The 23,544-nt window shown below is 70.9% G+C and carries 20 protein-coding genes; 12 read left to right on the top strand and 8 right to left on the bottom strand.

The genetic code is table 11. The annotated features are described in order from the left end of the window. Window positions 1–108 precede the first annotated feature (108 nt). Window positions 109–942: an MFS transporter gene (locus AB0K11_RS17670; RefSeq protein WP_364979248.1), complete on the top strand. Its 834-nt coding sequence runs from the start codon at window positions 109–111 to the stop codon at window positions 940–942. A 7-nt stretch (window positions 943–949) separates the two neighbouring features. On the opposite strand, the gene AB0K11_RS17675 is transcribed toward AB0K11_RS17670, so the two are convergent. Together AB0K11_RS17675 and AB0K11_RS17680 are read right to left on the bottom strand one after the other, a co-directional pair. Beyond that, entirely contained in the window at window positions 950–1,615 is a 666-nt protein-coding gene (locus tag AB0K11_RS17675) for a TrkA family potassium uptake protein (protein ID WP_364979251.1), read from the bottom strand. Beyond that, window positions 1,612–2,286 carry a TrkA family potassium uptake protein gene (locus AB0K11_RS17680; protein ID WP_364979254.1) on the bottom strand — a complete coding sequence of 225 codons (675 nt, stop codon included), beginning with the start codon at window positions 2,284–2,286 and terminating at the stop codon, window positions 1,612–1,614. The genes AB0K11_RS17675 and AB0K11_RS17680 overlap by 4 nt, the downstream gene beginning before the upstream one ends. Before the next feature lie 102 nt (window positions 2,287–2,388). Here AB0K11_RS17680 and AB0K11_RS17685 point away from each other — a divergent pair, with 102 nt between their 5' ends. Both AB0K11_RS17685 and AB0K11_RS17690 read left to right on the top strand, forming a co-directional pair. Further along, window positions 2,389–4,383, top strand: coding sequence for an APC family permease (locus AB0K11_RS17685; RefSeq protein WP_364979257.1), 1,995 nt, complete (start codon window positions 2,389–2,391; stop codon window positions 4,381–4,383). After that, window positions 4,380–5,606 (top strand): class I SAM-dependent RNA methyltransferase, encoded by a 1,227-nt coding sequence (locus AB0K11_RS17690; protein WP_364979260.1) that lies wholly within the window; start codon window positions 4,380–4,382, stop codon window positions 5,604–5,606. Before AB0K11_RS17685 ends, AB0K11_RS17690 begins: the two co-directional genes overlap by 4 nt. Here the strand turns inward: AB0K11_RS17690 and nhaA are convergent. Next, on the bottom strand, window positions 5,603–6,946 hold the full coding sequence (nhaA, locus tag AB0K11_RS17695; protein ID WP_364979264.1) for a Na+/H+ antiporter NhaA: 1,344 nt from the start codon (window positions 6,944–6,946) through the stop codon (window positions 5,603–5,605). The genes AB0K11_RS17690 and nhaA overlap by 4 nt on opposite strands. 186 nt (window positions 6,947–7,132) lie before the next feature. Here nhaA and dxs point away from each other — a divergent pair, with 186 nt between their 5' ends. Then, the gene (gene dxs / locus AB0K11_RS17700; protein WP_364979267.1) at window positions 7,133–9,046 is read left to right on the top strand and encodes a 1-deoxy-D-xylulose-5-phosphate synthase; all 1,914 of its coding nucleotides are present in this window, start codon (window positions 7,133–7,135) and stop codon (window positions 9,044–9,046) included. Here dxs and AB0K11_RS17705 read toward each other — a convergent pair. After that, a complete protein-coding gene (locus AB0K11_RS17705) occupies window positions 9,043–10,335 on the bottom strand; it encodes a ribonuclease D (RefSeq protein WP_364979270.1) in 1,293 nt (430 codons plus the stop codon). The two genes, dxs and AB0K11_RS17705, sit on opposite strands and share 4 nt — an antisense overlap. Before the next feature lies 1 nt (window position 10,336). Continuing rightward, complete coding sequence (locus AB0K11_RS17710) at window positions 10,337–10,873, bottom strand: DUF3000 domain-containing protein (RefSeq protein ID WP_364980435.1); 537 nt, start codon at window positions 10,871–10,873, stop codon at window positions 10,337–10,339. Window positions 10,874–11,048: 175 nt separating this feature from the next. Here AB0K11_RS17710 and AB0K11_RS17715 point away from each other — a divergent pair, with 175 nt between their 5' ends. The 6 genes from AB0K11_RS17715 to AB0K11_RS17740 all read left to right on the top strand — a co-directional run bounded on the left by AB0K11_RS17715 (window position 11,049) and on the right by AB0K11_RS17740 (window position 18,656). Further along, window positions 11,049–12,551: a hypothetical protein gene (locus AB0K11_RS17715; protein ID WP_364979274.1), complete on the top strand. Its 1,503-nt coding sequence runs from the start codon at window positions 11,049–11,051 to the stop codon at window positions 12,549–12,551. Window positions 12,552–12,596: 45 nt separating this feature from the next. Then, window positions 12,597–13,661, top strand: coding sequence for a uroporphyrinogen decarboxylase (gene hemE, locus AB0K11_RS17720; RefSeq protein ID WP_364979277.1), 1,065 nt, complete (start codon window positions 12,597–12,599; stop codon window positions 13,659–13,661). Beyond that, the gene (locus AB0K11_RS17725; protein WP_364979280.1) at window positions 13,658–15,022 is read left to right on the top strand and encodes a protoporphyrinogen oxidase; all 1,365 of its coding nucleotides are present in this window, start codon (window positions 13,658–13,660) and stop codon (window positions 15,020–15,022) included. Before hemE ends, AB0K11_RS17725 begins: the two co-directional genes overlap by 4 nt. Window positions 15,023–15,026: 4 nt before the next feature. Next, window positions 15,027–15,722 carry a hydrogen peroxide-dependent heme synthase gene (gene hemQ, locus AB0K11_RS17730; RefSeq protein ID WP_364979283.1) on the top strand — a complete coding sequence of 232 codons (696 nt, stop codon included), beginning with the start codon at window positions 15,027–15,029 and terminating at the stop codon, window positions 15,720–15,722. 214 nt (window positions 15,723–15,936) lie between these two features. Beyond that, complete coding sequence (locus tag AB0K11_RS17735) at window positions 15,937–18,285, top strand: bifunctional diguanylate cyclase/phosphodiesterase (protein ID WP_364979286.1); 2,349 nt, start codon at window positions 15,937–15,939, stop codon at window positions 18,283–18,285. Window positions 18,286–18,344: 59 nt separating this feature from the next. Beyond that, entirely contained in the window at window positions 18,345–18,656 is a 312-nt protein-coding gene (locus AB0K11_RS17740; RefSeq protein WP_364979289.1) for a hypothetical protein, read from the top strand. A gap of 80 nt (window positions 18,657–18,736) precedes the next feature. Here AB0K11_RS17740 and msrB read toward each other — a convergent pair whose 3' ends face one another. Next, complete coding sequence (gene msrB / locus AB0K11_RS17745) at window positions 18,737–19,147, bottom strand: peptide-methionine (R)-S-oxide reductase MsrB (RefSeq protein WP_364979292.1); 411 nt, start codon at window positions 19,145–19,147, stop codon at window positions 18,737–18,739. A gap of 92 nt (window positions 19,148–19,239) precedes the next feature. Here msrB and AB0K11_RS17750 point away from each other — a divergent pair, with 92 nt between their 5' ends. Both AB0K11_RS17750 and AB0K11_RS17755 read left to right on the top strand, forming a co-directional pair. Further along, window positions 19,240–20,001 (top strand): helix-turn-helix domain-containing protein, encoded by a 762-nt coding sequence (locus AB0K11_RS17750; RefSeq protein WP_364979294.1) that lies wholly within the window; start codon window positions 19,240–19,242, stop codon window positions 19,999–20,001. Window positions 20,002–20,025: 24 nt separating this feature from the next. Beyond that, complete coding sequence (locus tag AB0K11_RS17755) at window positions 20,026–20,598, top strand: class I SAM-dependent methyltransferase (RefSeq protein ID WP_364979297.1); 573 nt, start codon at window positions 20,026–20,028, stop codon at window positions 20,596–20,598. Window positions 20,599–20,625: 27 nt separating this feature from the next. Here AB0K11_RS17755 and aftC read toward each other — a convergent pair whose 3' ends face one another. After that, window positions 20,626–21,915 carry an arabinofuranan 3-O-arabinosyltransferase gene (aftC, locus tag AB0K11_RS17760; RefSeq protein ID WP_364979300.1) on the bottom strand — a complete coding sequence of 430 codons (1,290 nt, stop codon included), beginning with the start codon at window positions 21,913–21,915 and terminating at the stop codon, window positions 20,626–20,628. A 43-nt stretch (window positions 21,916–21,958) separates the two neighbouring features. Next, window positions 21,959–23,530 (bottom strand): alpha/beta hydrolase, encoded by a 1,572-nt coding sequence (locus AB0K11_RS17765; protein WP_364979303.1) that lies wholly within the window; start codon window positions 23,528–23,530, stop codon window positions 21,959–21,961. Between the last annotated feature and the right edge of the window lie 14 nt (window positions 23,531–23,544).

Below are 23,544 nucleotides of genomic sequence, written 5' to 3' on the forward strand. Positions count from 1 at the left end.
ACCCCCGGCCGCCCCCCCCCCCCCCCCCCCCGCCCGCCCCCCCCCCCCCCCCCCGCCCCCCCCCCCCCGGGGGGGCCGCCCCCCCCCCGGCCCCCCCCCCTCGACGTGGTGGGCGCGGTGCTGGCGGCGGTGGGGCTCACCGGCACCGTCTTCGCCCTTATCGAGCAGCAGCGCCTCGGCCTGTCCGATCCGGCGGTGTGGGGGAGTCTGGCGGTGGGCGTGGTCTGCCTGCTGGCCTTCCCGTGGTGGGAGCGCCGCACGCCGCATCCGATGATGCCGCTGGGGATCTTCTCCGCGCGCAACTTCGCGGTCGGCAACCTCGCGACGGTCTTCCTCTACGCGGCCGTGTCGCTCACCACGCTCATCGTCGCGCTGTTCCTGCAGGAGGCGGCCGGGCTGTCGGCCACCGCGGCCGGGCTGGCCACGCTGCCGATGCCGCTGCTGTCGTTCCTACTGGCCCGCCGGTTCGGCGCGCTGGCCGGGCGGCACGGCCCGCGGCTGTACATGGCGATCGGTCCGCTGGTGGCCGCCGCCGGCGCCGTGCTGATGGCCACCGCCCACGAGCCCTTCGACTTCTGGACACAGATGCTGCCCGGCCTGGTGGCCTTCGGCCTCGGACTGTCGATCACGGTGTCTCCGCTGACGTCTGCCGTGCTGGCCGCGGTCGACCCCGCCCAGAGTGGTGTCGGTTCGGCGGTCAACAACGCGGTGTCGCGGGTGGCCGGTCTGATCGCCATCGCGTTCACCGGTGTGATCATCGGCGGGACAATGGATTTCGACGGTTTCCGGCAGGGCGTACTGGTGGTCGCGGGGCTGTTCGTGGTGGCCGGCGCGGTGTCGGCGGTGGGGATCCGCAACGATCGCGTCGACCTCGACCGGATCACCCCGGACGTCGCGGCGATCTGCCACGACCGCGTGACGCCGCCACCCGCCTACCGCTGAGCGGCGCTCACTTCGGGCGGTTCAGCAGCACGTCGCGCAGCTCGTCCTCGACCTCGGCGACCGCGACGAAAAGCAGTTCGTCACCACCCTCGAGCGGTTCGTCGGCCTCGGGCACGATCACCCGGGCCCCGCGCAGAATCGTCACCAGGGTGGCGTTGCGGGGCAGTTCCAGCCGCTTGACCGGTTTGCCGCCCCACGGGGTGTCGTCGGGCAGCGTGATCTCCACCAGGTTGGCCTGGCCCTTGCGGAACTCCATCAACCGCACCAGGTCACCGACCGCGACGGCCTCCTCGACCAGCGAGGCCAGCATGCGGGGTGTCGACACCGCGACGTCGACGCCCCAGTTCTCGTCGAACAGCCACTCGTTGCGGGGATCGTTGACCCGGGCGACCACCCGCTGCACGGCGAACTCGGTCTTGGCGAGCAGGCTGACCACGACGTTGACCTTGTCGTCGCCCGTCGCCGCGATCACCACGTCGAACTCCTCGAGGCGCACCGATTCGAGCTCGCTGAGCTCGCAGGCGTCGCCGAGACGCCAGTGCGCGGCGGGGATGGCGTCGACGTCGACATGGTCGGGGTTGCGTTCGAGCAGCGTCACCTCGTGATTGCTCTCGAGCAGCTCGCGGGCGATCGAGCGGCCGACGGCGCCGGCGCCGGCAATCGCGACCTTCATCGGGCCTCGCTGTCCTCGCTCGGCGGCAGCGCCGAGATGGCCAGCGCCTCGGCGATGTGACCGGCCACCGCGGCGATGTACACCTGGTCGCCGGCCTGGATCACGGTCTTGGGGTCGGGCAGCAGTCCGCTGCCGAACCGGATCAGGAACGCCACCCGACCGGCGGTGGCGGCCTCCAGGTCGGTGACCCGGCGGCCCACCCAGTCCTCGTGCAACGGCAGTTCGGCGACCCCGACGTTGCCCGACGGGTCACGCCACTTGGTGGTCTCGGTCTCCCGGGTGAGCACGTTGAGCAACCGGTCGGTGGTCCAGGGCACGGTGGCCACCGTCGGGATGCCGAGGCGTTCGTAGACCGCGGCGCGCTTGGCGTCGTAGATGCGCGCGACCACCCGTTCCACGCCGAAGGTCTCGCGGGCCACCCGCGCCGAGATGATGTTCGAGTTGTCGCCCGACGACACCGCCGCGAACGCGCCGGCGCCCTCGATGCCCGCGCGCAGCAGCACCTCGCGGTCGAACCCCATGCCCAGCACCCGCTCGCCGGGGAACTCGGGGCTCAGCCGGTGGAAGGCGGTGCTGTCGCGGTCGATGACGGCGACGTCATGGCCGATCCGCGACAGGCTGTCCGACAACGACGCGCCGACCCGGCCGCAACCCATCACCACTACACGCACCTGACGGTCCCTTTCAGACAGCACGCCGGCGGAGAAATGGACTTCGACTCCGCGCACGTCGAACGCTACCGCCAAACCCGACTGCGCTTACCCTTGGACCTCGTGTCCAAGCTTTCGACCGCAGCGCGTCGGCTCGTGCTGGGCCGGCCGTTCCGCAGTGACCGGCTGTCGCACACGCTGCTGCCGAAGCGGATCGCGCTGCCGGTCTTCGCCTCCGACGCGCTGTCCTCCACGGCGTACGCGCCGGAGGAGATCTTCCTGGTGCTGTCGGTCGCGGGTCTGACCGCCTACTCGATGGCGCCGTGGATCGGCCTCGCCGTCGCGGGCGTGATGCTGATCGTGATCGCCAGCTACCGGCAGAACGTGCACGCCTACCCGTCGGGCGGCGGCGACTACGAGGTGGTGACCACCAACCTCGGCCCGACCGCAGGCCTGACCGTCGCCAGCGCCCTGCTCGTCGACTACGTGCTGACCGTCGCGGTGTCGATGTCGTCGGCGATGAGCAACATCGGGTCGGCCGTGCCGTTCATCGGTCAGCACAAGGTGTGGTTCGCGGTCGCGGCGATCCTCATCCTGGCGTCGCTGAACCTGCGTGGCATCCGGGAATCCGGCACGGCCTTCGCGATTCCCACCTACGCCTTCATGATCGGCATGGCCATCATGCTGATCTGGGGTTTCGTGCAGATCCACCTGTTCGGCGAACCGTTGCGCGCCGAGTCGGCGGGCTTCGAGATGCACTCCGAACACGGTGACATCCTCGGCTTCGCACTGGTGTTCCTGGTCGCGCGCGCCTTCTCCTCCGGGTCGGCGGCGCTGACCGGCGTCGAGGCCATCAGCAACGGTGTTCCGGCGTTCCGGAAACCCAAGTCCCGCAACGCCGCGACGACGCTGCTGCTGCTGGGCGTCGTCTCCGTCACGCTGTTCATGGGCATCATCATGCTGGCCAAGGAGACCGGCGTGCAGATGGCCGAGCGGCCGCTGGAACAGCTGGGCGGCGCCCCGGCGAACTACCAGCAGAAGACGCTGATCGCCCAGCTCGCCGACGCGGTGTTCCACGACTTCCCGATCGGGCTGTTCCTGATCGCCCTGGTCACCGCGCTCATCCTGGTGCTGGCCGCCAACACCGCGTTCAACGGCTTCCCGGTCCTCGGATCGATACTGGCCCAGGACCGTTTCCTGCCGCGCCAGCTGCACACCCGTGGCGACCGGCTCGCGTTCTCCAACGGCATCCTGTTCCTGGCGTTCGCGGCGATCGCGTTCGTGGTGGCGTTCCAGGCCCAGGTGACCGCGCTGATCCAGCTCTACATCGTCGGTGTCTTCGTGTCGTTCACGCTCAGCCAGATCGGCATGGTCAGGCACTGGACCCGGCTGCTGCGCACCGAGACCGATCCGGTGTTGCGGCGCAAGATGATGCGCAGCCGGGTGATCAACGGCATCGGGCTGACGGCGACGGGCACCGTGCTGGTCATCGTGGTGGTGACGAAGTTCCTGGTCGGTGCGTGGATCGCGATCCTGGCGATGGTCATCTTGTTCGTGGTGATGAAGCTGATCCGCAAGCACTACGACACGGTGGCGCGCGAACTCGAGGAGCAGGAGGCCGAAGAGGGCGACATCGTGCTGCCGAGCCGCAACCACGCGATCGTGCTGGTGTCGAAGATGCATCTGCCGACGCTGCGGGCGCTGGCCTACGCGCGCGCCACCCGCCCCGACCAGCTGGAGGCCATCACCGTCAGCGTCGACGACGGCGAAACCCGTGCGCTGGTGCACAAGTGGGAGGACAGCGACATCAACGTCCCCCTCAAGGTGATCGCCTCGCCCTACCGGGAGATCACCCGACCGGTGCTCGACTACGTCAAACGGGTCACCAAGGAGTCGCCCCGCACGGTGGTCACGGTCTTCATCCCCGAGTACGTCGTCGGGCACTGGTGGGAGCAGGTGCTGCACAACCAGAGTGCCCTGCGGCTGAAGGGCAGGCTGCTCTTCGAGCCCAACGTGATGGTGACGTCGGTGCCGTGGCAGTTGAGCTCCTCGGAGCGGCTGAAGACGCTGGCGCCGCAGTCGGCCCCCGGTGACGCCCGGAGGGGCTTCCTGGAGTGAGCGCTGCCGCGCCGGCCGACCCCGGCGAACTCGTCGTCACCACCGGGCCCGCCGCCAACGGCGGCAGCTGCGTCGCGCGCCACGACGGCCGCGTGGTGTTCGTGCGCTACGCACTGCCGGGGGAGACGGTCCGGGTGCGGGTGGTCAGCAGTCGCGAATCCTATTGGCACGCAGATGTTCTCGAGGTGATCGAGCCGTCCGCCGACAGGATCGATTCGCTGTGCCCGATCGCGGGTGTCGACGGCGCCGGGTGCTGCGATTTGGCGTTCGCCGAACCGGACGCCGCCCGCCGGTTGAAGGGCGCCGTCGTCGCCAACCAGCTGGCCCGGTTGGGTGGCTACGAGTGGGGCGAGGGCGGCACGAGCGGTGAACCGGTCGCCGAGCCGGTCGGCACGCCTGCCGCCACCGGGTGGCGCACCCGGGTCAGGCTGGACACCTCGCCGGAGGGCCGGGCCGGCTTCCACCGCTATCACAGCCCGGTGCTGGTCGAGGACCTCGACTGCGCGCAACTGCCGCCCGGCATGCTCGACGGTCTCGCCGAGCGCAGCTGGCCGCCGGGGGCGCACGTGCACGTCGCGGTCGACGACGACGGCACCCGCCACGTCGTGCAGTCCGGGCCACGGACCGGCGGACGGTCGGCCACCGAGGTCGTGGAGGGCGGCTACGAGGCGGTGCAGCGCGTCGGGGAGCGGGTGTGGCGGGTACCTGTCACCGCGTTCTGGCAGTCCCACCGCGACGCCGCGCGGCACTACAGCGCGCTGATCGGCGAGTGGGCCCGCCTGCAGCCGGGCATGACGGCATGGGATCTCTACGGCGGCGCGGGCGTGTTCGCCGCGGTGCTCGCCGAAGAAGTGGGGGCGAGCGGCCGGGTGCTCAGCGTCGACACCTCACGTGGCGCGTCCCGATCGGGGCGTGCGGCGCTGGCCGACCTCGGCCAGGTGTCGGTGGTCACCGATTCGGTGCGGCGGGCGCTGGCGGCGGAGCGGCGGCCGGCCGACGTGGCGGTGCTCGACCCGCCGCGCACCGGCGCAGGCCGCGAGGTGATCGACCAGCTGGCGGCCGCGGGTGTGCCCCGGGTGATCCACGTGGGTTGTGAGGCGGCGGCGTTCGCGCGCGACGTCGGGCTCTACCGCGGACACGGGTACCGCGTCGAGGAGCTGCGGGTGTTCGACGCGTTCCCGCTCACTCATCACGTCGAGTGCATCGCGGTGCTGGCGGCCTAGCTGTCGGGCCGCTGGTAGACGTCGGGGACGCCGTCGTGGTCCGCGTCCCGGGTCTCCTCTTCGTGCACGGCGCGGTACTGACGGTTGCGCAGCCGCAGCACCACCGTCGCGAGCACGGCCGCCGTCAGCGACCCGACGAGCACGCCGATCTTCACGTGGTCCTCGCGGCCGCTGTCGTCGCCGTAGGCGAGGTCGCCGATGAGCAATGACACCGTGAAGCCGATGCCCGCCAGCATCGCCATGCCGAACACGTCGACCCAGCGCAGCGCACTGTCCAGCGACGCCCTGGTCACTGCGGCCAGCAACCGCGCGGTGCCGAAGACGCCGACGGTCTTGCCGACCACCAGGCCGAGCACGATGCCCATGGCGATGGGGTCGGTCAGCGCGTCGGTCAGTCCCGTCAGGCCGCCGACCGTCACACCGGCGGCGAAGAACGCGAACACCGGGATCGCCACGCCCGCCGACAGCGGCCTGATCCGGTGCTCGAAGTGCTCGGCGAGACCCGGCCCGGCGTCGGGTCCGCCCGCGGCCCGGCTGCGCACCACGGGAACGGTGAAGCCCAGCAGCACTCCGGCCACCGTCGCGTGCACGCCGGATTCGTGCATCAGCACCCACGTCGCGAGGGCGAGCGGCACCAGCAGCCACCACGACCGGACCCGGCGCTGCACCAGCACCGCGAACAGCGCCAGTGGCACGGCGGCCGCGGCGAGCGCCCACAGCTTGATCTCCTCGGTGTAGAACACCGCGATCACCGTGATCGCCAGCAGGTCGTCGACCACGGCCAGGGTGAGCAGGAACATGCGCAGCGCCGCAGGAAGATGCGTCGAGATGACGGCCAGCACCGCGACCGCGAAGGCGATGTCGGTGGCCGTCGGGATCGCCCAGCCGCGGGTGGCGCCGTCACCGACCGGGTAGGTCATCGCCACGAAGATCAAGGCCGGCACCACCATCCCGCCGACGGCGGCCGCGATGGGCAGCGCAGCGCGGCGCGGGTCGCGAAGATCGCCGGCGACGAACTCGCGCTTGAGCTCGAGCCCGACGACGAAGAAGAAGATCGCCAGCAGACCGTCGGCGGCCCAGGTGCCCAGTGTCAGGTCGAGGTGCAGTCCGAAGCGGTCGGTGCCGACGGACAGGTCACGCAGCGCCGTGTAGGACGCCGACCACGGCGAATTGGCCCAGCCGATCGCCACCACCGACGCCACGAGCAGGACGGCCCCGCCGACGGTCTCCTGGCGCAGGACATCGGCGACGCGCGACGCCTCGGCCCACGACCCACGGGACAGCAGGCGGCGCGGCAGCGGGCCGGACCCGCCCGATTCCGTCTGCGGGTTCTGTGACACAGCCGACACCTCGTCTCATCGACATCCACCGAACCGCGGGCCCGGGACGGGCATCCGCGGTGCCGACCAGACTTCCCGGCGCACCGAGGAGGAAGTGTACCGAGGCGCGTGACGCGCACTGTGACGTGATTGTGAAGGTCCCGGCTCGACAGGACCCGTACCGGTCGCCGTGCGTAAACTGGTCGAATGCTTGAACAGATCCGCGGTCCCGCTGATCTGCAGCACCTGACTCAGTCCCAGCTCAGCGCTCTGGCGGGCGAGATTCGCCAGTTCCTGATCCACAAGGTCGCTGCAACCGGTGGACACCTCGGCCCCAACCTCGGTGTCGTCGAACTGACGTTGGCCCTGCACCGGGTCTTCGACTCGCCGCACGACCCGATCATCTTCGACACCGGCCACCAGGCCTACGTGCACAAGATGCTGACGGGCCGCAGCCACGAGTTCGAGACCCTGCGCAAGAAGGACGGGCTGTCGGGCTATCCGTCGCGCAGCGAGAGCGAGCACGACTGGGTGGAGTCCAGCCATGCCAGTTCGGCGCTGTCCTACGCCGACGGGCTGGCCAAGGCCTTCGAGCTCACCGGACACCGCAACCGGCACGTGGTCGCCGTCGTCGGCGACGGCGCGCTCACCGGCGGTATGTGCTGGGAGGCGTTGAACAACATCGCCGCCGCGCGCCGGCCGGTGGTGATGGTCGTCAACGACAACGGCCGCAGCTACGCGCCGACCATCGGCGGCTTCGCCGACCACCTCGCTGCGCTGCGCCTGCAGCCGGGCTACGAGCGGATCCTGGAGAGCGGACGCAAGGCGATGCGCGGCGTGCCCGTCATCGGCGAGGTCTGCTACCAGTGCATGCACAGCATCAAGGCGGGCATCAAGGATGCGCTGGCCCCGCAGGTGATGTTCACCGACCTCGGCCTGAAGTACGTCGGCCCCATCGACGGCCATGACGAGCACGCGGTCGAGTCCGCCCTGCGGCACGCCCGCGGGTTCAACGCCCCGGTCGTCGTGCATGTCGTCACCCGCAAGGGCATGGGGTACGCGCCGGCCGAGAACGACGAGGCCGACCAGATGCATGCCTGTGGCGTCATCGACGTCGCGACCGGCCAGGCCACCAAGGTCGCCGGACCGGGCTGGACGTCGGCGTTCGCCGAGGCGCTGGTCAACTACGGCGCCAAGCGCCGCGACATCGTGGCGATCACCGCCGCCATGCCGGGTCCGACCGGTTTGTCGGTGTTCCGCGACCGCTTCCCGGACCGCTTCTTCGACGTGGGCATCGCCGAGCAGCATGCGATGACGTCGGCCGCCGGGCTGGCGATGGGCGGGCTGCACCCGGTGGTCGCCATTTATTCGACGTTCCTGAACCGGGCGTTCGACCAGATCATGATGGACGTCGCGCTGCACAAGCTGCCGGTCACCATGGTGCTCGACCGCTCCGGGGTCACCGGCAGCGACGGCGCCAGCCACAACGGCATGTGGGACCTGTCGCTGCTGGGCGTGGTCCCGGGCATGCGGGTCGCCGCGCCGCGCGATGCCACCCGGCTGCGCGAGGAACTGGGCGAGGCGCTTGACGTCAACGACGGTCCTACCGCCATCCGGTTCCCGAAAGCCGATGTGGGCGAGGACATCCCGGCAGTCGAACGACGGGGTGTGGTCGACGTGCTCGCGGTGCCCGCCGCCGGTATGGGTGACGACGTGCTTCTGGTCGCCGTCGGGCCGTTCGCGGCGATGGCGCTGGAGGTGGCCGAGCGGCTGCGCAACCAGGGCATCGGCGTCACCGTCGTGGATCCGCGCTGGGTGCTGCCGGTGCCCGAGGCCATCGCCGAGCTGGCCCGCGCGCACAAGCTGGTGGTCACCCTCGAGGACAACGGCGTCGCGGGCGGCATCGGGTCGGCGGTGTCGGCCACGTTGCGCCGCAGCGAGATCGACGTACCGTGCCGCGACGTGGGGCTGCCTCAGCAGTTCTTCGCGCACGCCTCCCGCAGCGAGGTGCTTGCCGATGTCGGCATCACCGACCGGAACATCGCGCGCCAGATCACCGGATGGGTGGCGGCGCTGGGCACCGCGGTCTCGGAGTCCGAGGTCAGCGAGCGCCTCGACTAGTCCTGGGGCGCTGCGCTACTCAGCGCGTCGGCCAGCACGGGCACCACGAGTTCGCGCTGCCACGGGCGCACCCGCGCCTCGATGAGGAACTCCTCGATTGCGGCGGTGGCGTCCCCGGACTCCGGGGGCTGCCAGTCCCAGCACAGCCGGCGCACCACCTCCGGGGTGATCAGGTTCTCCGCAGGCACCGTGACGCGCTCGGACACTGCGGACAGTGCGGCGCGGGCGGCCTCGAGCCGGGCCGCGGCCTCGGGTTTGCGCCGGGCCCAGCGCGACGGCGGCGGCGGTCCGTTCGACGTTTCGGCGGAGTCCGGCGGGTCGTTGTTCTCCCGCGCCCGGATCAAGGCGTCGAGCCACACCTGCGCGCTGCGGCGCTGCTTCGAGCCGCCGAATATCGGCAGCGCAGTGAGCTTCTCCACGGTGTCGGGGTCGGTGGTGGCGGCGTTGACGATCGCCGCGTCGGGCAGGATCCGCCCCGGCGCGATGTCGCGGCGTCGGGCGATGTGGTCACGGGTGGTCCACAGCTCGCGCACGGCGGCCAGCGCCCGCGGATTGCGCACCTTGTGGATCCCCGACGTCCGCCGCCACCGGTCACGCCGGGTGGGGGACGCCTCGAACGTCCGCAGGTGCTCGAATTCCTGTGCGGCCCAATCGGTCTTGCCCTGCTCCTCGAGCACCGCGGCGATCGCGTCGCGCAGCTCGAGCAGCACCTCCACGTCCAGCGCGGCGTAGTTGAGCCAGTCCGCGGGCAGCGGCCGCTTCGACCAGTCCGCCGCGCCGTGGCCCTTCATCAGCTGCAGCCCGAGGAGTCGTTGCACCATCGCCGCGAGGTTCACCCGTTCGAAGCCGGCGAGCCGGCCGGCCAGTTCGGTGTCGTAGAGCCGCGCCGGGCGCATTCCGATCTCGGCCAGGCACGGCAGATCCTGGTCTGCGGCGTGCAGCACCCATTCGTCCTCGGCCATCACCGCGGCCACCGGCGCCACCACGTCGATCGGTGAATCGCCGTGGTTCACCGGGTCGATCAGCACGGTGCCCGCCCCGGCGCGCCGGATCTGCACGAGGTAGGCCCGGTTGGAGTAGCGGAAGCCGGACGCGCGTTCGGCGTCGACGGCGAACGGTCCGTGCCCGGAGGCCAGCAGTTCGGCCGCGGCCGCGATCTCGGAACGGCTGACGGACAGATTCGGCACCCCGTCGGCCGGGGCCAGCAGCGGAATGGCCTCGGGCTCAACCGGTGTGGTGTCGGGATCCGCGTCGGTGTCGTCCGGATCGGGGGGAAGCGCCTCGGTCATGTCAAGCGCGGGTGCGTGAGCTCAGGTCGGTCACCCCGGTCGGCGGAAGTCCGGCGGCATGCTCGAGGACTTCGCAGAACGCCTCGACGTGGGGTCCGAGTTCGAGGTTCGTCGCGGTCCACGACGCCCGCAGTTCGAGTTGGTGGGCGCGCGGCGGACCCGAGATGTCGCCGTAGCGCACCGACGTGGTGGCGGTGACGGTGCCGCCCAGTGCGGTCACGTGCTCGGCCCGCGAATCCAGCGCCTCCACCAGCCAGCTCCACGCCACTTCCGGCAGCAGCGGGTCCACCGCCTCGCTGGAGTCGAGGTCGGCCTGGATGTAGGCGACCAGCCGCATCGTGCCGTCCCACGCCTCGGCGCCCTCCGGGTCGTGCAGCAGGATGAGCCGGCCGAACGCGTCGCCCTCCGAACGTTCGGGGACGATCGTGGTGTCGGGGTGGCGGACCTCGGCGCCCAGTGCGTAGCTGTAGGGCGCCAGCCGCTGCGGCGGCCGGATCGGACCGAGCTCGATCTCCGACCGCACGGTGGTGGCGTTCATCGCCGCCACCGCCGTACGGAACTGAGCCGGTTCGCCTGCGGTCACGCCGTTTGACGCTAGACCCATCCGGCCGGGCGTGTCGTCAGGCGCGCCGAATTCGATCATGAACCCCGCTACGCCGGATCCCGTCAACTGGTGCACCGTGGATCCGCGGGCTGATGAGACGATGATCACCATGCCTGAACGGCTTGCTGACGCCATCGAAGAACTCTCGAAACCGAACCGGTCCGACGCCGAACCCGAAGAACAGAGCCCACCGGACGCTCCGCGTCGGCGCCGTCGGCTCGTTCGCTACACCCCCGCGCCGGTACTCGCGGTTCTGGTCGCCGCCGCGGCGGTGGCCGCGGGCTGGGCGGTGTACTGGGCGCTCGGGCTGCCCGCGGTCTCGTCGCGGGCGCATGACGCGGGGCTGCCGTTCGGGGCGCTGCGCCTGGCGTGCGCGGTGGTGGCCGCCCTGCTGGTGGGGGCGGCCGTCGCCCGGATCTGTCACCCGGCGCAGACACTGCGGCGCGAATTGCGCAGCAGCCTGACCGCCTCTCGCAGGCGCGCCACCCGAATCCCGCTGTTCGGCGCCGTGGTGCTGGCAGCCGTCCTGGGCGCCGGGGTGGCCGCGGTACTCACCTGGAAACTCACCGGTGAGGTGTTTCCGGCGGGCGCCACCGACACCTCCTCCTCGACGCTGCGCGCCGCGCTGCCGCTGCTGATCGGCGCCGCCGTGGCGGTGCTGGTCGTGCTGGTGTTCCGGCGGCAGCTCGACGCCGAGCGGGGCCGCTTCGCCGAACGCTTCGGCGCGGCTTCGGCGCAGCTGGGTGACGCCGAGGCGGCGACCCGGATCGCCGGGGTGTTCGCGCTGGCCGCAGCGGCCGACGAGAGCTCGACGTTCGCCCGTAGGCAGCAGTGCATCGACGTGCTGTGCGGCTATCTGCGGCTGCCGTATGACCCCGAGTTCGGCGCCAACCACCTCGCCGAGCTGGTCTCCACCACCACCTGGACCGCCACCGCGCCTGCGACGAACATCGAGGAGAGCCGCAGGCAGGCCATCCGGCAGAACGACGGGGCGGTCCGCCAGACCGTCGTGCGGGTGATCGCCGGCCGGTTGCAGCGCGACGCCGACGCGTCGTGGGCCGGAAACGACTTCGACTTCACCGGCGTGCTGTTCGAGGACGCGTCGTTCGCCGGGGCGGTGTTCCGCGGCCGCCGGGTGCGCTTCGACGGGGCGACCTTCAGCGGCGACGCCACGTCGTTCGAGGGCGCCGCATTCGACGCCGACCGGGTGTCGTTCGACGGGGCGCGGTTCGTCACGCCGGTCACCACCTTCGCCAGCGCACGGTTGCGGGCCGGGCAGGTCTCGTTCGACCGGGCGGTGTTCGACGGCGCGGACGTCTCGTTCGAGGACATCCGCTTCAACGGCGAGGACGTCTCCTTCCGCGAGGTGGCCTTCGCGGGGGACAGCACGTCCTTCGCGCGCGCGAAGTTCAAGTGCCTGCACGCGGCGTTCGACGCGCCGGTGACGTGGCGCGCCGTCACGTTCGACTGGGAGAAGCCCGAGACGCCGGGCGGCAGCCCGCAGACCATCCCGCGGTGCATCGGCCCGCGGCCGTGGCCGCCCACACTGTCCGAGGACCAGCTGGTGGAGAAGAAGGGTGTCCGCAAGAGCATAGAGGCCGCCCTCGGCTGATCCGCCCGACGCCCGGTGTCGTGCCGCGTGGCAGCATTGGACGCGATGAATATGCGTCGTGAGCTGCCCGAGTCGCCCTACCTGGCCGCCGCGGCCGGCCGCAAGCCCCACCGGGTGCCCGTGTGGTTCATGCGGCAGGCCGGCCGGTCGCTGCCGGAGTACCGCGAGCTGCGGGCGAAGAACACCATGATGCAGGCGTGCTTCGACGCCGAGCTGATCACCGAGATCACCTTGCAGCCGGTGCGCAGGCACGGCGTCGATGCCGCAATCCTGTTCTCCGACATCGTCGTTCCGCTGCGGGCCTCGGGCATCGCGTTGGACATCGTGCCCGACGTCGGCCCGGTGATCGAGCACCCGATCCGCACCGCCGACGACGTGGCGGCACTGAGACCGCTCGAGCGCGAACAGGTTGCGCCGGTGGCCGACGCGATCGGGATGCTGGTGCGCGCGCTCGGGGACGTGCCGCTGATCGGCTTCACCGGCGCGCCGTTCACGCTGGCGTCCTATCTGGTCGAGGGCGGTCCGAGCAAACACCACGAGCGCACCAAGGCGATGATGCTCGGCGAGCCCGACACCTGGCATGCGTTGATGACCGCGCTCACCGACGTCACCATCGGCTTCCTGCAGGCGCAGGTCGATGCCGGGGTGGACGCGATCCAGGTGTTCGATTCCTGGGCGGGCACGCTGTCGCTCGCCGACTACCGCGGCTATGTGCTCCCGCACACGGCACGGGTGTTCGCCGCTCTTGCGCCCGCGGGCGTGCCGATGACGCACTTCGGGGTGGGCACCGCCGAACTTCTCGGCGCGATGAGCGAGGCGGTCGCGGGACGAGGAGCACCCGGTGTGGTCGGGGTGGATTGGCGCACATCGCTGGCCGACGCCGCCGCCCGCGTCGACCCCGGGATCGCGTTGCAGGGCAACCTCGATCCCGTCGTGCTGCTCGCGGGATGGCCGGTGGTGGAGCGCGCGGTGCGCGCGGTGGTCGAGGACGGCAGGCGTGCGGTGGACGCCGGCGCCGCGGGGCACGTGTTCAACCTCGGCCATGGCGTGCTGCCCGCCACCGATCCCGGCATCATCACCCAGGCTGTCGAACTGGTGCACTCGTTGTGACGGCCCGCTACTGCGTTGTCGGAGGCGGCATTTCCGGTCTCGTCGCCGCCTACCGGTTGCGGGTGGCGAGCGGCCCGGAGGCCGACATCACGCTGTTCGACCCCGCCGACCGGCTCGGCGGGGTGCTGCGCACCGAACGGGTCGGCGGGCAGCCGCTCGATGTGGGGGCGGAGGCCTTCATCGCCCGCAGGCCCGAGGTGCCGGCACTGCTGGCCGAACTGGGCCTGTCGAACAGGCAGATCGGCACCACGGGTGTCCGGCCGCTGATCTACAGCCGGGGCCGGCTACACCCGATGCCGCAGGGCACCCTGCAGGGCATCCCGGCGCAGGCGTCTGCGCTGGCCGGCCTGGTGGACGACGCCACCCTGGCCCGTGTCGCCGACGAGGGCGCCCGCCCGCTGGCATGGGACCCCAGCGCTGATCCCGCGGTCGGCGCCGTGGTGGGCGAGCGGTTCGGCGACCAGGTGGTCACCCGTTCGGTCGACCCGCTGCTCGCCGGGGTGTACGCCGGATCGGCGGCCACCATCGGCCTGCGGTCGGCGGTGCCGACGCTGGCGTCGGCGCTCGATCGCGGCGCGCCGTCGCTGACCGACGCGGTGCGCCAGGCACTGGCCGGCGCGGGGCCGGTGACGGGTTCGGTGTTCGGCGCCGTCGAGGGTGGTTACGCGGTGCTACTGGACCACCTCGTCCGGCAGGCGGACGTGCGCTGGGCGCAGGTCGCCGTCGAGCGCGTCGACCGCTCCGGGCAGGGCTGGTCGGTGGTCGACGACGAGGGCACCGCGTGGCCCGCGGACGCCGTCGTGCTGGCGCTGCCCGCGCCGGGCCTGCCGCGGGTGATCGAGGCGGTGGCGCCGCGGACCGCGGCTGCTGCCCGCCGTATCCCGGTGGCCTCTGCGGCACTGGTGGCGTTGGCCCTGCCGGGCGGCACCCCGCTGCCACAGCAGTCGGGGGTGCTGGTCGCCGGGGGCGAGCGCCTGCATGCCAAGGCGATCACGCTGTCGTCGCGCAAGTGGGGCCGGCGAGGGAACGTCGAGCTGGTCCGGCTGTCCTACGGCCGCTTCGGCGACGATCTGGCCCGCAGCGCCGGCGACGAGGACCTGCTGTCCTGGGCCGCGCGGGATCTCGAGGACGTCTTCGGCATCCGCGCCGAGCCGGAGGACAGCCACGTGCACCGGTGGATCGACGCGATGCCGCAGTACGGGCCCGGCCACGCCGCCCTTGTGGCCGAGTTGCGCGCCGGCCTGCCGCGCGGGCTCGCGGTGGCGGGCGGGTACCTCGACGGCATCGGCGTCCCGGCCTGTGTGGCGTCGGCCACCCGGGCGGCGGCCACGCTGCTGGCGCCGTCGGGCGTGGCACGATAGGTCCATGGCCAAGCTCGATTACGACGCCCTCAACGCCATGATCCGGTACTCGATGATCTCGGTGTACGCGGCGACGCCCGGCGCGCTCGGCGAGGACCGCGGGGCGGTCGTCGACGAGACCGCGACGTTCCTCAAGCAGCGCGAGGACGACGGCGTGGTGGTCCGCGGTGTCTACGACGTGGCGGGACTGCGAGCCGACGCCGACTTCATGGTCTGGACGCACGCCGACAACGTCGAGGCGCTGCAGGCCACCTACTCGGACTTCCGGCGCAGCACCACGCTGGGCCGCGCGAGCACGCCCGTATGGAGCACCGTGGCGCTGCACCGTCCCGCCGAGTTCAACAAGGGCCATGTGCCAGCGTTCGTGGCCGGCGAGCCCGCGGGCGACTACATCTGCGTCTACCCGTTCGTGCGGTCGCTGGACTGGTACGTGCTGCCCGACGAGGAACGCCGCCGCATGCTTGCCGAGCACGGCATGGCCGCCCGCGGCTACAAGGACGTGCGTGCCAACACCGTCCCCGCGTTCGCGCTCGGGGACTACGAGTGGATCCTGGCGTTCGAGGCGCCGGAGCTGCACCGCATCGTCGATCTGATGCGCGATCTGCGCGCCACCGACGCGCGCCGCCACGTTCGCGAGGAGACCCCGTTCTTCACGGGTCCGCGGGTCGGGGTCGAGGAACTCATCGCCCGGTTGCCCTGACTGCCGCTCGCTGAATTTGCTCATGCTGCGCGCTAGGTTCCGTCTTGCCGACGCGCGCGACTGTGGGAAATCGGCTAGTCTCCGCCCTGGCGTGTAGAGCACGCAATAAGCACGCAGCGCTGCCGTTCGGCAAAGAATTGCCATCGTTCGATGGCGACGTGATCGGCTTTGCTAAGATCGGCACTTCGGGTGCGCACACGGCGAGGAGAATTCCATGCGACTCAGGTCGGTGCGGACCATCGCCGTCGCCACCGCCCTGACCGCCGTCGTCGCGGTGTGGACGGTGGCCGGGTGGGGCGGGCCGCGCACCGTCCTGGTGATGAGCGACCTCGCCTTCGTGTTCCTCGGCATGTTCTCCACCGGCTGTGCCGTCCTGGCCGTCCGTGCGACGCGCGGCCGCCAGCGAGCGGCGTGGCTGTCGCTGACCGTGGGCCTGATCGGCTGGACGGTCGGCGAGATCTTGTGGGCCTACTACGAGCTCATCCTCGGCCGCTCGCCGTTCCCGTCGCCGGCCGACGCGGCCTACCTGGTCTTCCCCGTCGGCGCCGGTCTGGCATTGCTGCTGTTCCCGGCGGGTCACACCGGCCAGTCCCGGACCCGGTTCGTTTTGGACGGACTCATCGTCGCCGGGTCGCTGTTCGTGGTGTCGTGGGTGACGGTGCTGCGGCGGGTCTACGAGGCGGGCGGGGAGAGCCTGTTCTCGCTCTCGCTGTCGTTGGCATACCCGGTGTCGGACCTCGTCGTGCTCACGGTGGCGGTGCTGGTGCTGGGCCGAACCCGGGCGGGGCAACGGCTGCCGCTGGTGCTCGTGGCCGTCGGCGTCGCGTTCATGGCGGTCTCCGACAGCGGATTCGCCTACCAGGTCGCCGAGGACAGCTACTACGCGGGCATCTTCGACCTGGGCTGGCTGGCCGGTCTGCTGATGACGGGCGTCGCCGCACTCGTCGGCCGGGACGCTGCGGACGAGGACAACGACGTGCCGCAGATCCCGTCGCAGGCGTCGGCACTGCTGCCCTACGTGCCCCTGCTGCTGGCGGGTGTGGTGGGCACCATCGAATTCCTGCCCCACATGACCACCGGTCCGGTCGTACCCGTGGCGCTCGGCCTGGTCTTGGCGGTGTTGCTGCGGCAGTTCGTCGTGGTCACCGAGAACCGGCGGCTGCTGAACGTCGTCGCCGACCAGGCGCTGCGCGACCCGCTGACCGGGTTGGCCAATTACGCCCTCTTCAACGACCGGCTGACCCACGCGATGCAGTTGCGGCAGCGCGACGACCGGGCGGTGGCCCTGCTGTCGCTCGACCTCAACGACTTCAAACTGGTCAACGACAGCCTCGGCCACCCCGCCGGTGATGCGCTGCTGATCCGGGTCGCCGAGCGGCTGGTGGGCTGCGTGCGCACCGGTGACACCGTGGCCCGGCTGGGTGGCGACGAGTTCGCGGTTCTGCTCGAGGGCCGGGTCGACCACTCGCACCGCGTCGCGCACCGGGTGGTCGAGGTGTTCGACGAGCCGTTCGTGATCGACGGCCATCAGCTGCTGATGCGGCCCAGCGTCGGGCTCGCCGTGGCGAGCTTCGAGAATCAGGCCGACGAGCCGGACCTGACCGCCGAGAGTCTGTTCAAGCAGGCCGATCTGGCGATGTACGCCGCCAAACGCTCGCGCACCGGCGGCGTTCACGTCTTCAGCAGCGAAATGGCGCTGCTGTATCCCGAGGACGCCGGGTGGTCCGCCGGGCAGAGCGGCAAGCGTGGCGGGGGAGCCGACGCGGTGCGGCTGCTCGGTGAGCTCCGCCACGCCATTGACCACTACGGGCTGACGCTGGTCTACCAGCCGAAGATCGATCTGCAGACCGGCGAGGTGGTCGGGGCGGAGGCGCTGCTGCGGTGGCCGCACCCGGAGCGCGGGATGCTGGCGCCCGACGAATTCCTGCCGCTGGTCCGCAGGCACGGTCTGATGGCGCCCATCACCCGGCTCGTGCTGAACATGGCCCTCGACGACGTGGCCCGCTGGTATCGCGCCGGCCTCGGCGTGCCCGTGGCGATCAACCTGTTCGCGCCCGCGGTCGCCGACGTCAAGCTCCCCGCACGGATCGCCGAGGCACTCGAACACCGCCACCTGCCCGCGGACGCACTCACCGTGGAGATCACCGAAGACCTGCTGCTGGACAACATCAGCCGCACCCGCTCGGTGCTCAACGACCTGCGCGAGCGCGGGATACGGGTGGCCATCGACGATTTCGGCAGCGGCTACTCGGCGCTGAGCTATCTGCGCGAACTGCCCATCGACGAGGTCAAGCTCGATCGGCGGCTCATCGCGCCGGTGGTCTCCGACCCTCGTGCGGCGGCGGTGGTGCGTGCGGTGGTGGACCTGACGAAGGTGCTCGGCATGGTCACCGTGGCCGAGGGCGTCGAGGACGCCAAGACCGCCGACCGGTTACGCGAGTTCGGCTGCGGGGTGGCGCAGGGCTTCTACTTCAGCCCGCCGGTCGACCCCGCGACGATGCTGGATCTGCTGGCCTGCGGTATCACCCCACCGGTGCCGGTGCCGGCCGCGGCGACGAGCTGACACCGAGCAATTCGCCGCAAATGCCCTGATGACGGCGCAGGCAACGGCATCATGAATGGATGAGCACCTGGGCATGGGTCGGCGCCACCTTGTTCGTCTCCGCAATGGCCACCGCACCCGACGCGCTCGCACAGGAACCCAGTGGCGAACAGTGCCCGCCGCGCAACGGCCAGAGCATCGTCATCACCGCCGGCGACATCGACTGCGTCACGGCGTCGGACTATGCGGCGCAGTACAACCCCAACGGCGACAAGTATCAGGTCATCGCGCCGTTCACCTGTTCGTCCGGCACGGCGATGACGGCGCCGCTGCTGTTCCAGTGCGTCGCCGACACCGAGGACCACGCCGAGTTCGCGGTCTACCCCGGGTAGCGCCGGCCTTCATCGGCCGCGAGTGTGAACCTGACGACGTTTGAGCGCGATTTTCGTCGTGACGTTCACACTCGACGCGTTCACGGTGCTTTCGGCACCAGGCGCAGCGAGATGGAGTTGATGCAGTACCGCTGATCGGTCGGCGTCGGATAGCCCTCACCCTCGAAGACGTGCCCGAGATGGCTGTGGCAGTTCGCGCACACCACCTCGACGCGCGGCATGCCCATCGAGTCGTCGGGGCGCAGGATCACCGCGTCGGAGTCGGCCGGGTCGAAGAACGACGGCCAGCCGCAGTGGGACTCGAACTTCTCGCTGCTGCGGAACAATTCGGCTCCGCAGGCGCGGCACTCGTACACACCATCGGTCTTGGTGTCGGTGTACTCGCCGGTGAAGGGGCGCTCGGTACCGGCCCGGCGTAGCACCGCGAACTCCTCTGCGGAGAGCTTGTCGCGCCACTGGTCGTCGGTCAGTTGCACCTTGGGCGTACTCATGGTTCCAAGTTAGCGCAGCGACGCCTCCGCGGACCCGGGGCGGGATACCGTGGGGCATGCGAGGGCGGTGGAGTGCACGGCCCGGTCGTCTGGTGCTTGCGGGCGATCTGGCCGGTACCGACGGCGTCGACATCGACCTGCATCACCACCCCGCGGTTCAGGTGACGGTCGGGCTCGACGGTGCGCTGGCGGTGGTGCTCGACGACGGTCGAACCGTGCTGTGCCGGGTTGCGGTCATCGCGAGCGGGACACGGCACGCGCTGCGGCCGGGCGGGGCGCGCATCGCGTTGTCGGCGTACGTGAACCCGGTGGGCCGCACCGGGGCGGTGCTCAACGGCCTCTGCCGCCGCGACGACGATGCAGGCGTGTGGACCGCACCGCTGGCCGACGACACCGCGGAACTGATCGCCGACTGCTGCCGGTCGGGCGATCTCCAGGGCGCGGCGGACGTCGCCGTGCGGGAGGTGCTGCGCACTGCGTGTGTCGACCCGGCCGACGGCCCGCCGGTGCACCCTGCGCTGCGCCGAGCCGTCGAGGTGGTGTCGTCGAGCATGCCCAAGCGGGCCGACCTCGTCGCGGTCGCCCGCGCGGTCGCGGTGTCACCGGATTACCTCGGTCGGCTGTTCCGCAGGCAGACAGGTGTGTCCTTCTCGGCGACCGCCCGGTGGTCGCGACTGCTCAGCGCGCTGCCGCATCTCGACCGCGGCGCGTCGGTCACCGATGCGGCCCACCTGGCTGGCTTCGCCGACGGCGCCCACGCCCACCGGGTGTGCCGGGAGCTCGCCGGCATCGCGCCGAGCCAGGTCGCGCAGCTTCTGGCGGAGAACAGGACGGATCCGTTCAAGCGCGCGTGACCCCGTCGCACGGACACTGATGTCATGCCGGTGATGTCGAGGATCGAGCGGGCATTCTGCTGTGGGGCGCTGTGGCGCCGCAGCACCGACGCCGTCGTGGGCACGCTGCAGGTCGACCGACTGGGCCGCGATGTCCTCGAGATCGGTTCTGGCAGTGGCGCGGTCGCAGCGGCGCTGCAAGACGCGCTGCCCGGTGCCTCGGTGACGGCCACCGATCTCGACCCGGTCATGGTGGCCACGGCCGATCGCCGCCTGCGGCCCTACCCGGCGGCACGCGCGGTGCCGGCCGATGCCACCGCCCTGCCGTTCGCCGACGAGGCGTTCGACTCGGTGGTCAGTTGCCTGATGCTGCACCACGTCATCGACTGGGAGACCGCGGTCGGGGAGATCGCCCGCGTGCTGCGCCCGGGCGGGGTGTTCGTGGGGTACGACCTGGTGCGCACCCCGGCCGCAACGTGGCTGCACCGCCTCGACAGGTCACCCTTCCGGCTGTTGACGCCGCCCGAACTCGGCGACGCCTGCAGGGCCGAGGGGCTGTCGGTGGACGTCGAACCGCGCTATCGCGGTCAGGCCATGCGCTTTCTGGCGACCCGGTGATGCGGCCGCACGAGCCGGTGCGGATCGTCAGCTGATCGCGGGCGCCTCGGGCTTCGACGGGGTGCTGGGCACGACCTTCTTCAGCCACGGCGGGTCGATGCCTTCGTAGAGGCGGCCGTCGTCCTTGGCGTCGAGGTAGCGGAAGTACAGCACGGCGAACACCACGACGAGCATCAGCGACCAGCCGTAGGTGATCTTCGCGTACTCCAGGAACCGCCCGGTCGTCGGCCAGTGGCCGAGCAGCCAGCGGTCCATCGTCATGAAGCCGTAGATCGCCAGCCAGGCAGGCCAGTTGCGGATCACCGAGTTCGGCAGCACCACTGTCATCAGGAACGGGAACAGCATCATCGAGTAGTAGCCCTGGCCCAGCGACAGCACCAGGAACGACGCGATCAGCAGCACGCCCGACGAGGTGAGCATCCAGAACCGCGGGTCGCGGGTGCGGTAGTGCCGGTACAACAGCACCAGCGACGCGGCCGCCAGCAGCGCGAACCCGAGCCGCAGCGCGAGGATCAGCCAGGTCGGCAGGCCGTAATAGATGCCGTTGCCCAGAATCGAGCTGTTGAAGTAGTCGCGGGTGCCGAAGATGTAGGGCACGGTGCGTGAGACGAAGTTCATCGGGTCACTGACCAGGAACCAGCCCGCGGCGTTGAACAGCAGCGGCACCCCGATCGCGCCGACGAACGGCCGCCACTGCCGGTTGAGCAGCGGCAGCAGCATCAGCGGCAGCAGCGACGGTTTGACCACCAGGGTCAGCCCGATGGCAATGCCTGCCAGCCACTCGTGCCCGCGTCTGCCGTCGAGCAGCCACAGGAAGAAGAGCGCCTCGGCCAGCAGGATGCAGCCGTTGATGTTGGTGAACACCAGCGTGTTGGTCACCGACTCGGTGCAGAACATCGCCAGCAGCAGCGCCGGCGCGGCGACCGAGGCCAGCGAGTACCGGAACAGCCGCAGCAGCACGTAGGCGGCGAGCACGATGGCCAGGGTGTTGAAGGCGACGAACCAATACCGCGACGCGTCGACCGGCAGGTAGCCGAACGGCGCGAGCAGCAGGGTGCCGCCGGGCGGATACAGGTAGTGCGGGTCGACGTGGTCGAAGTGCTCGTTGTAGATGTCGATGCCGAGCTTGAAGTTGACGACGGCGCGGTAGACCGGCGCGAAGTCGTCGGTGATGTAGCCGTTGGTGGCCAGCACATAGCTGCGGTGGATGATCGACAGGATCGCGACCGGCCACAACACCGACCGCAGGACGGTCGCGGTGCTCGGTGGCGTGGTGCGGGGCCGGAAGGCGTTCAGGATCGAATCGGTGAACGGCACGAGCGAAACTTACACCGGCGCTCCGGTGCCAGGGGCCGGCGGATCAGGCCGGGCAGTACGTGTCGGTCTCCGGTGGCGCGCCCTTGTCGAGGTAGCCGACAACGGGCGCCAGCGCGCATGGTGAGTAGATCGAGGCGCCGTGGCCGATGCCCTGCCACATCACCCGCTTGCTGTTGGTGCCGGCGTTGATGACCGTGGCGGCGACCGCGGCCACGCCCTCGTTGCCCACGATCGGGTCGTTCTGCACGCCGAGCAGCAGCACCGGCACCTTGAGGTCTTTAGGCTCCTCGGGCGCCGAACCGCTCGGCCAGTTGAGGCAGGTGACGAGGTCGAGCGCGCCGACGGCGCCGAACTGCGGGTAGAGCTTGCCCCACGCCACCACGAGTTCGCGGACCCGGTCGGGCGTCGGCCGGTTGAGGGCGTCGCTGCAGGCGTTGACGAACTGGCCGTCGCTCTGGCGCAGATCCTCGGCCCGGGTGACCAGCTCGCGCAGACCGCTGTCGTCGCCGCCGCGGGCTGCGGCCAGCGTGGCCGCCAGCTCGTTGGTGCTGGCCACGCGATCGCCGCGGGGGAAGGCCAGCGCGGTGGAGATGGCCTCGGCGACAGCGGACACCGACGCACCGCCGGGGCCGTCACCTGCCCGCGCGTCGGCCAGCAGGCCGTCGACCGCGGCCTTGGGATCCGGTCCCAGCGGGCAGGCGGTCGCGGCGCACTGGGCGGCGAATGCGTCGAGCGCGGCCTGTGCGCCCTTGATGCGCTGTTCGGCCGCGGCCTCGGCGCCCACCGCCAGCGGCAGCGGGGAGTCGAGCAGCAGCCGGGCCACCTTGTTCGGGTGGGAACCGGCGTACGCCAGCGCCACCTGGGCACCGTTGCCGATGCCGAGGATCGCCAGTGCCGGGACGTCCCAGGTGCTGCGCAGCCGTTCGAGATCCTCGGCGGCGTGGGCGTTGTCGTACGCGGAGTCGCCGGGGGCGATGGTGTCGGTGCAGCTGGTGGTGGCCGTCACGGTGATCGCGCTCAGGTTGGCGACGGGGTCGTCGCCGTACTGGAACTGGGCCTGCTCGCGCATCTCCTGGCGGTCGTAGGTGTCGCGGCAGTCCAGCGCGCCGGACATCCCGATGCCGCGCCGGTCGACGGCCACGATGGGCCGGCCCTTCAGCACGTCGGCGCCGGTGCGCGACAACCATGCAGGCAGCTGGGCCGACGACGGCACGTCGGTTCCGGTGGTGATCACGAGTGGGCCGGCGTCCGAAGGTGTCTGTGCAGTCTTGGCGCGGACCACGCCGATCGTCACCGAGCCGGTGGCCCCGTCGATCGAGTCGAGGTCGGAGTCGTAGTCGGCGCAGTCGAGTGTCACGCCGGGCACCTGGTCGACGCCGGCGTCGCGGAACACCCGGGACGTGCAGTCCCGCCACGACAGGTCGTTCTTGGGGACCTCGATCGCCGGCGGCCCTTCGGCCTGCTGGGTGGGCGGCGCCTCACCCTGCGGGCCTGCGCCGGCGTCGGTGGCGAATCGGGGGTTGGCGCCCAGTCCGGGGGAGCAGCCGGCGAGCAGCACCGTCACGGTGACGGTCGACATGCTCAAGGCCGTGAGCAGCGCAGGGTGCCGACGCATGGTGACCACAGTAG

The organism is Mycobacterium sp. NPDC050551, from assembly GCF_040674075.1.
Classification (GTDB): domain Bacteria; phylum Actinomycetota; class Actinomycetes; order Mycobacteriales; family Mycobacteriaceae; genus Mycobacterium.

Excerpts from the sequence above, each read along its gene's own strand:
- dxs (WP_364979267.1), top strand. The coding sequence starts at position 7,133 with ATGCTTGAACAGATCCGCGGTCCCGCTGATCTGCAGCACCTGACTCAG.
- AB0K11_RS17710 (WP_364980435.1), bottom strand. The coding sequence starts at position 10,873 with ATGAACGCCACCACCGTGCGGTCGGAGATCGAGCTCGGTCCGATCCGG.
- AB0K11_RS17675 (WP_364979251.1), bottom strand. The coding sequence starts at position 1,615 with ATGAAGGTCGCGATTGCCGGCGCCGGCGCCGTCGGCCGCTCGATCGCC.
- AB0K11_RS17735 (WP_364979286.1), top strand. The coding sequence starts at position 15,937 with ATGCGACTCAGGTCGGTGCGGACCATCGCCGTCGCCACCGCCCTGACC.
- AB0K11_RS17755 (WP_364979297.1), top strand. The coding sequence starts at position 20,026 with ATGCCGGTGATGTCGAGGATCGAGCGGGCATTCTGCTGTGGGGCGCTG.
- AB0K11_RS17705 (WP_364979270.1), bottom strand. The coding sequence starts at position 10,335 with ATGACCGAGGCGCTTCCCCCCGATCCGGACGACACCGACGCGGATCCC.
- AB0K11_RS17740 (WP_364979289.1), top strand. The coding sequence starts at position 18,345 with ATGAGCACCTGGGCATGGGTCGGCGCCACCTTGTTCGTCTCCGCAATG.
- AB0K11_RS17765 (WP_364979303.1), bottom strand. The coding sequence starts at position 23,530 with ATGCGTCGGCACCCTGCGCTGCTCACGGCCTTGAGCATGTCGACCGTC.
- msrB (WP_364979292.1), bottom strand. The coding sequence starts at position 19,147 with ATGAGTACGCCCAAGGTGCAACTGACCGACGACCAGTGGCGCGACAAG.
- AB0K11_RS17715 (WP_364979274.1), top strand. The coding sequence starts at position 11,049 with ATGCCTGAACGGCTTGCTGACGCCATCGAAGAACTCTCGAAACCGAAC.
- hemE (WP_364979277.1), top strand. The coding sequence starts at position 12,597 with ATGAATATGCGTCGTGAGCTGCCCGAGTCGCCCTACCTGGCCGCCGCG.
- hemQ (WP_364979283.1), top strand. The coding sequence starts at position 15,027 with ATGGCCAAGCTCGATTACGACGCCCTCAACGCCATGATCCGGTACTCG.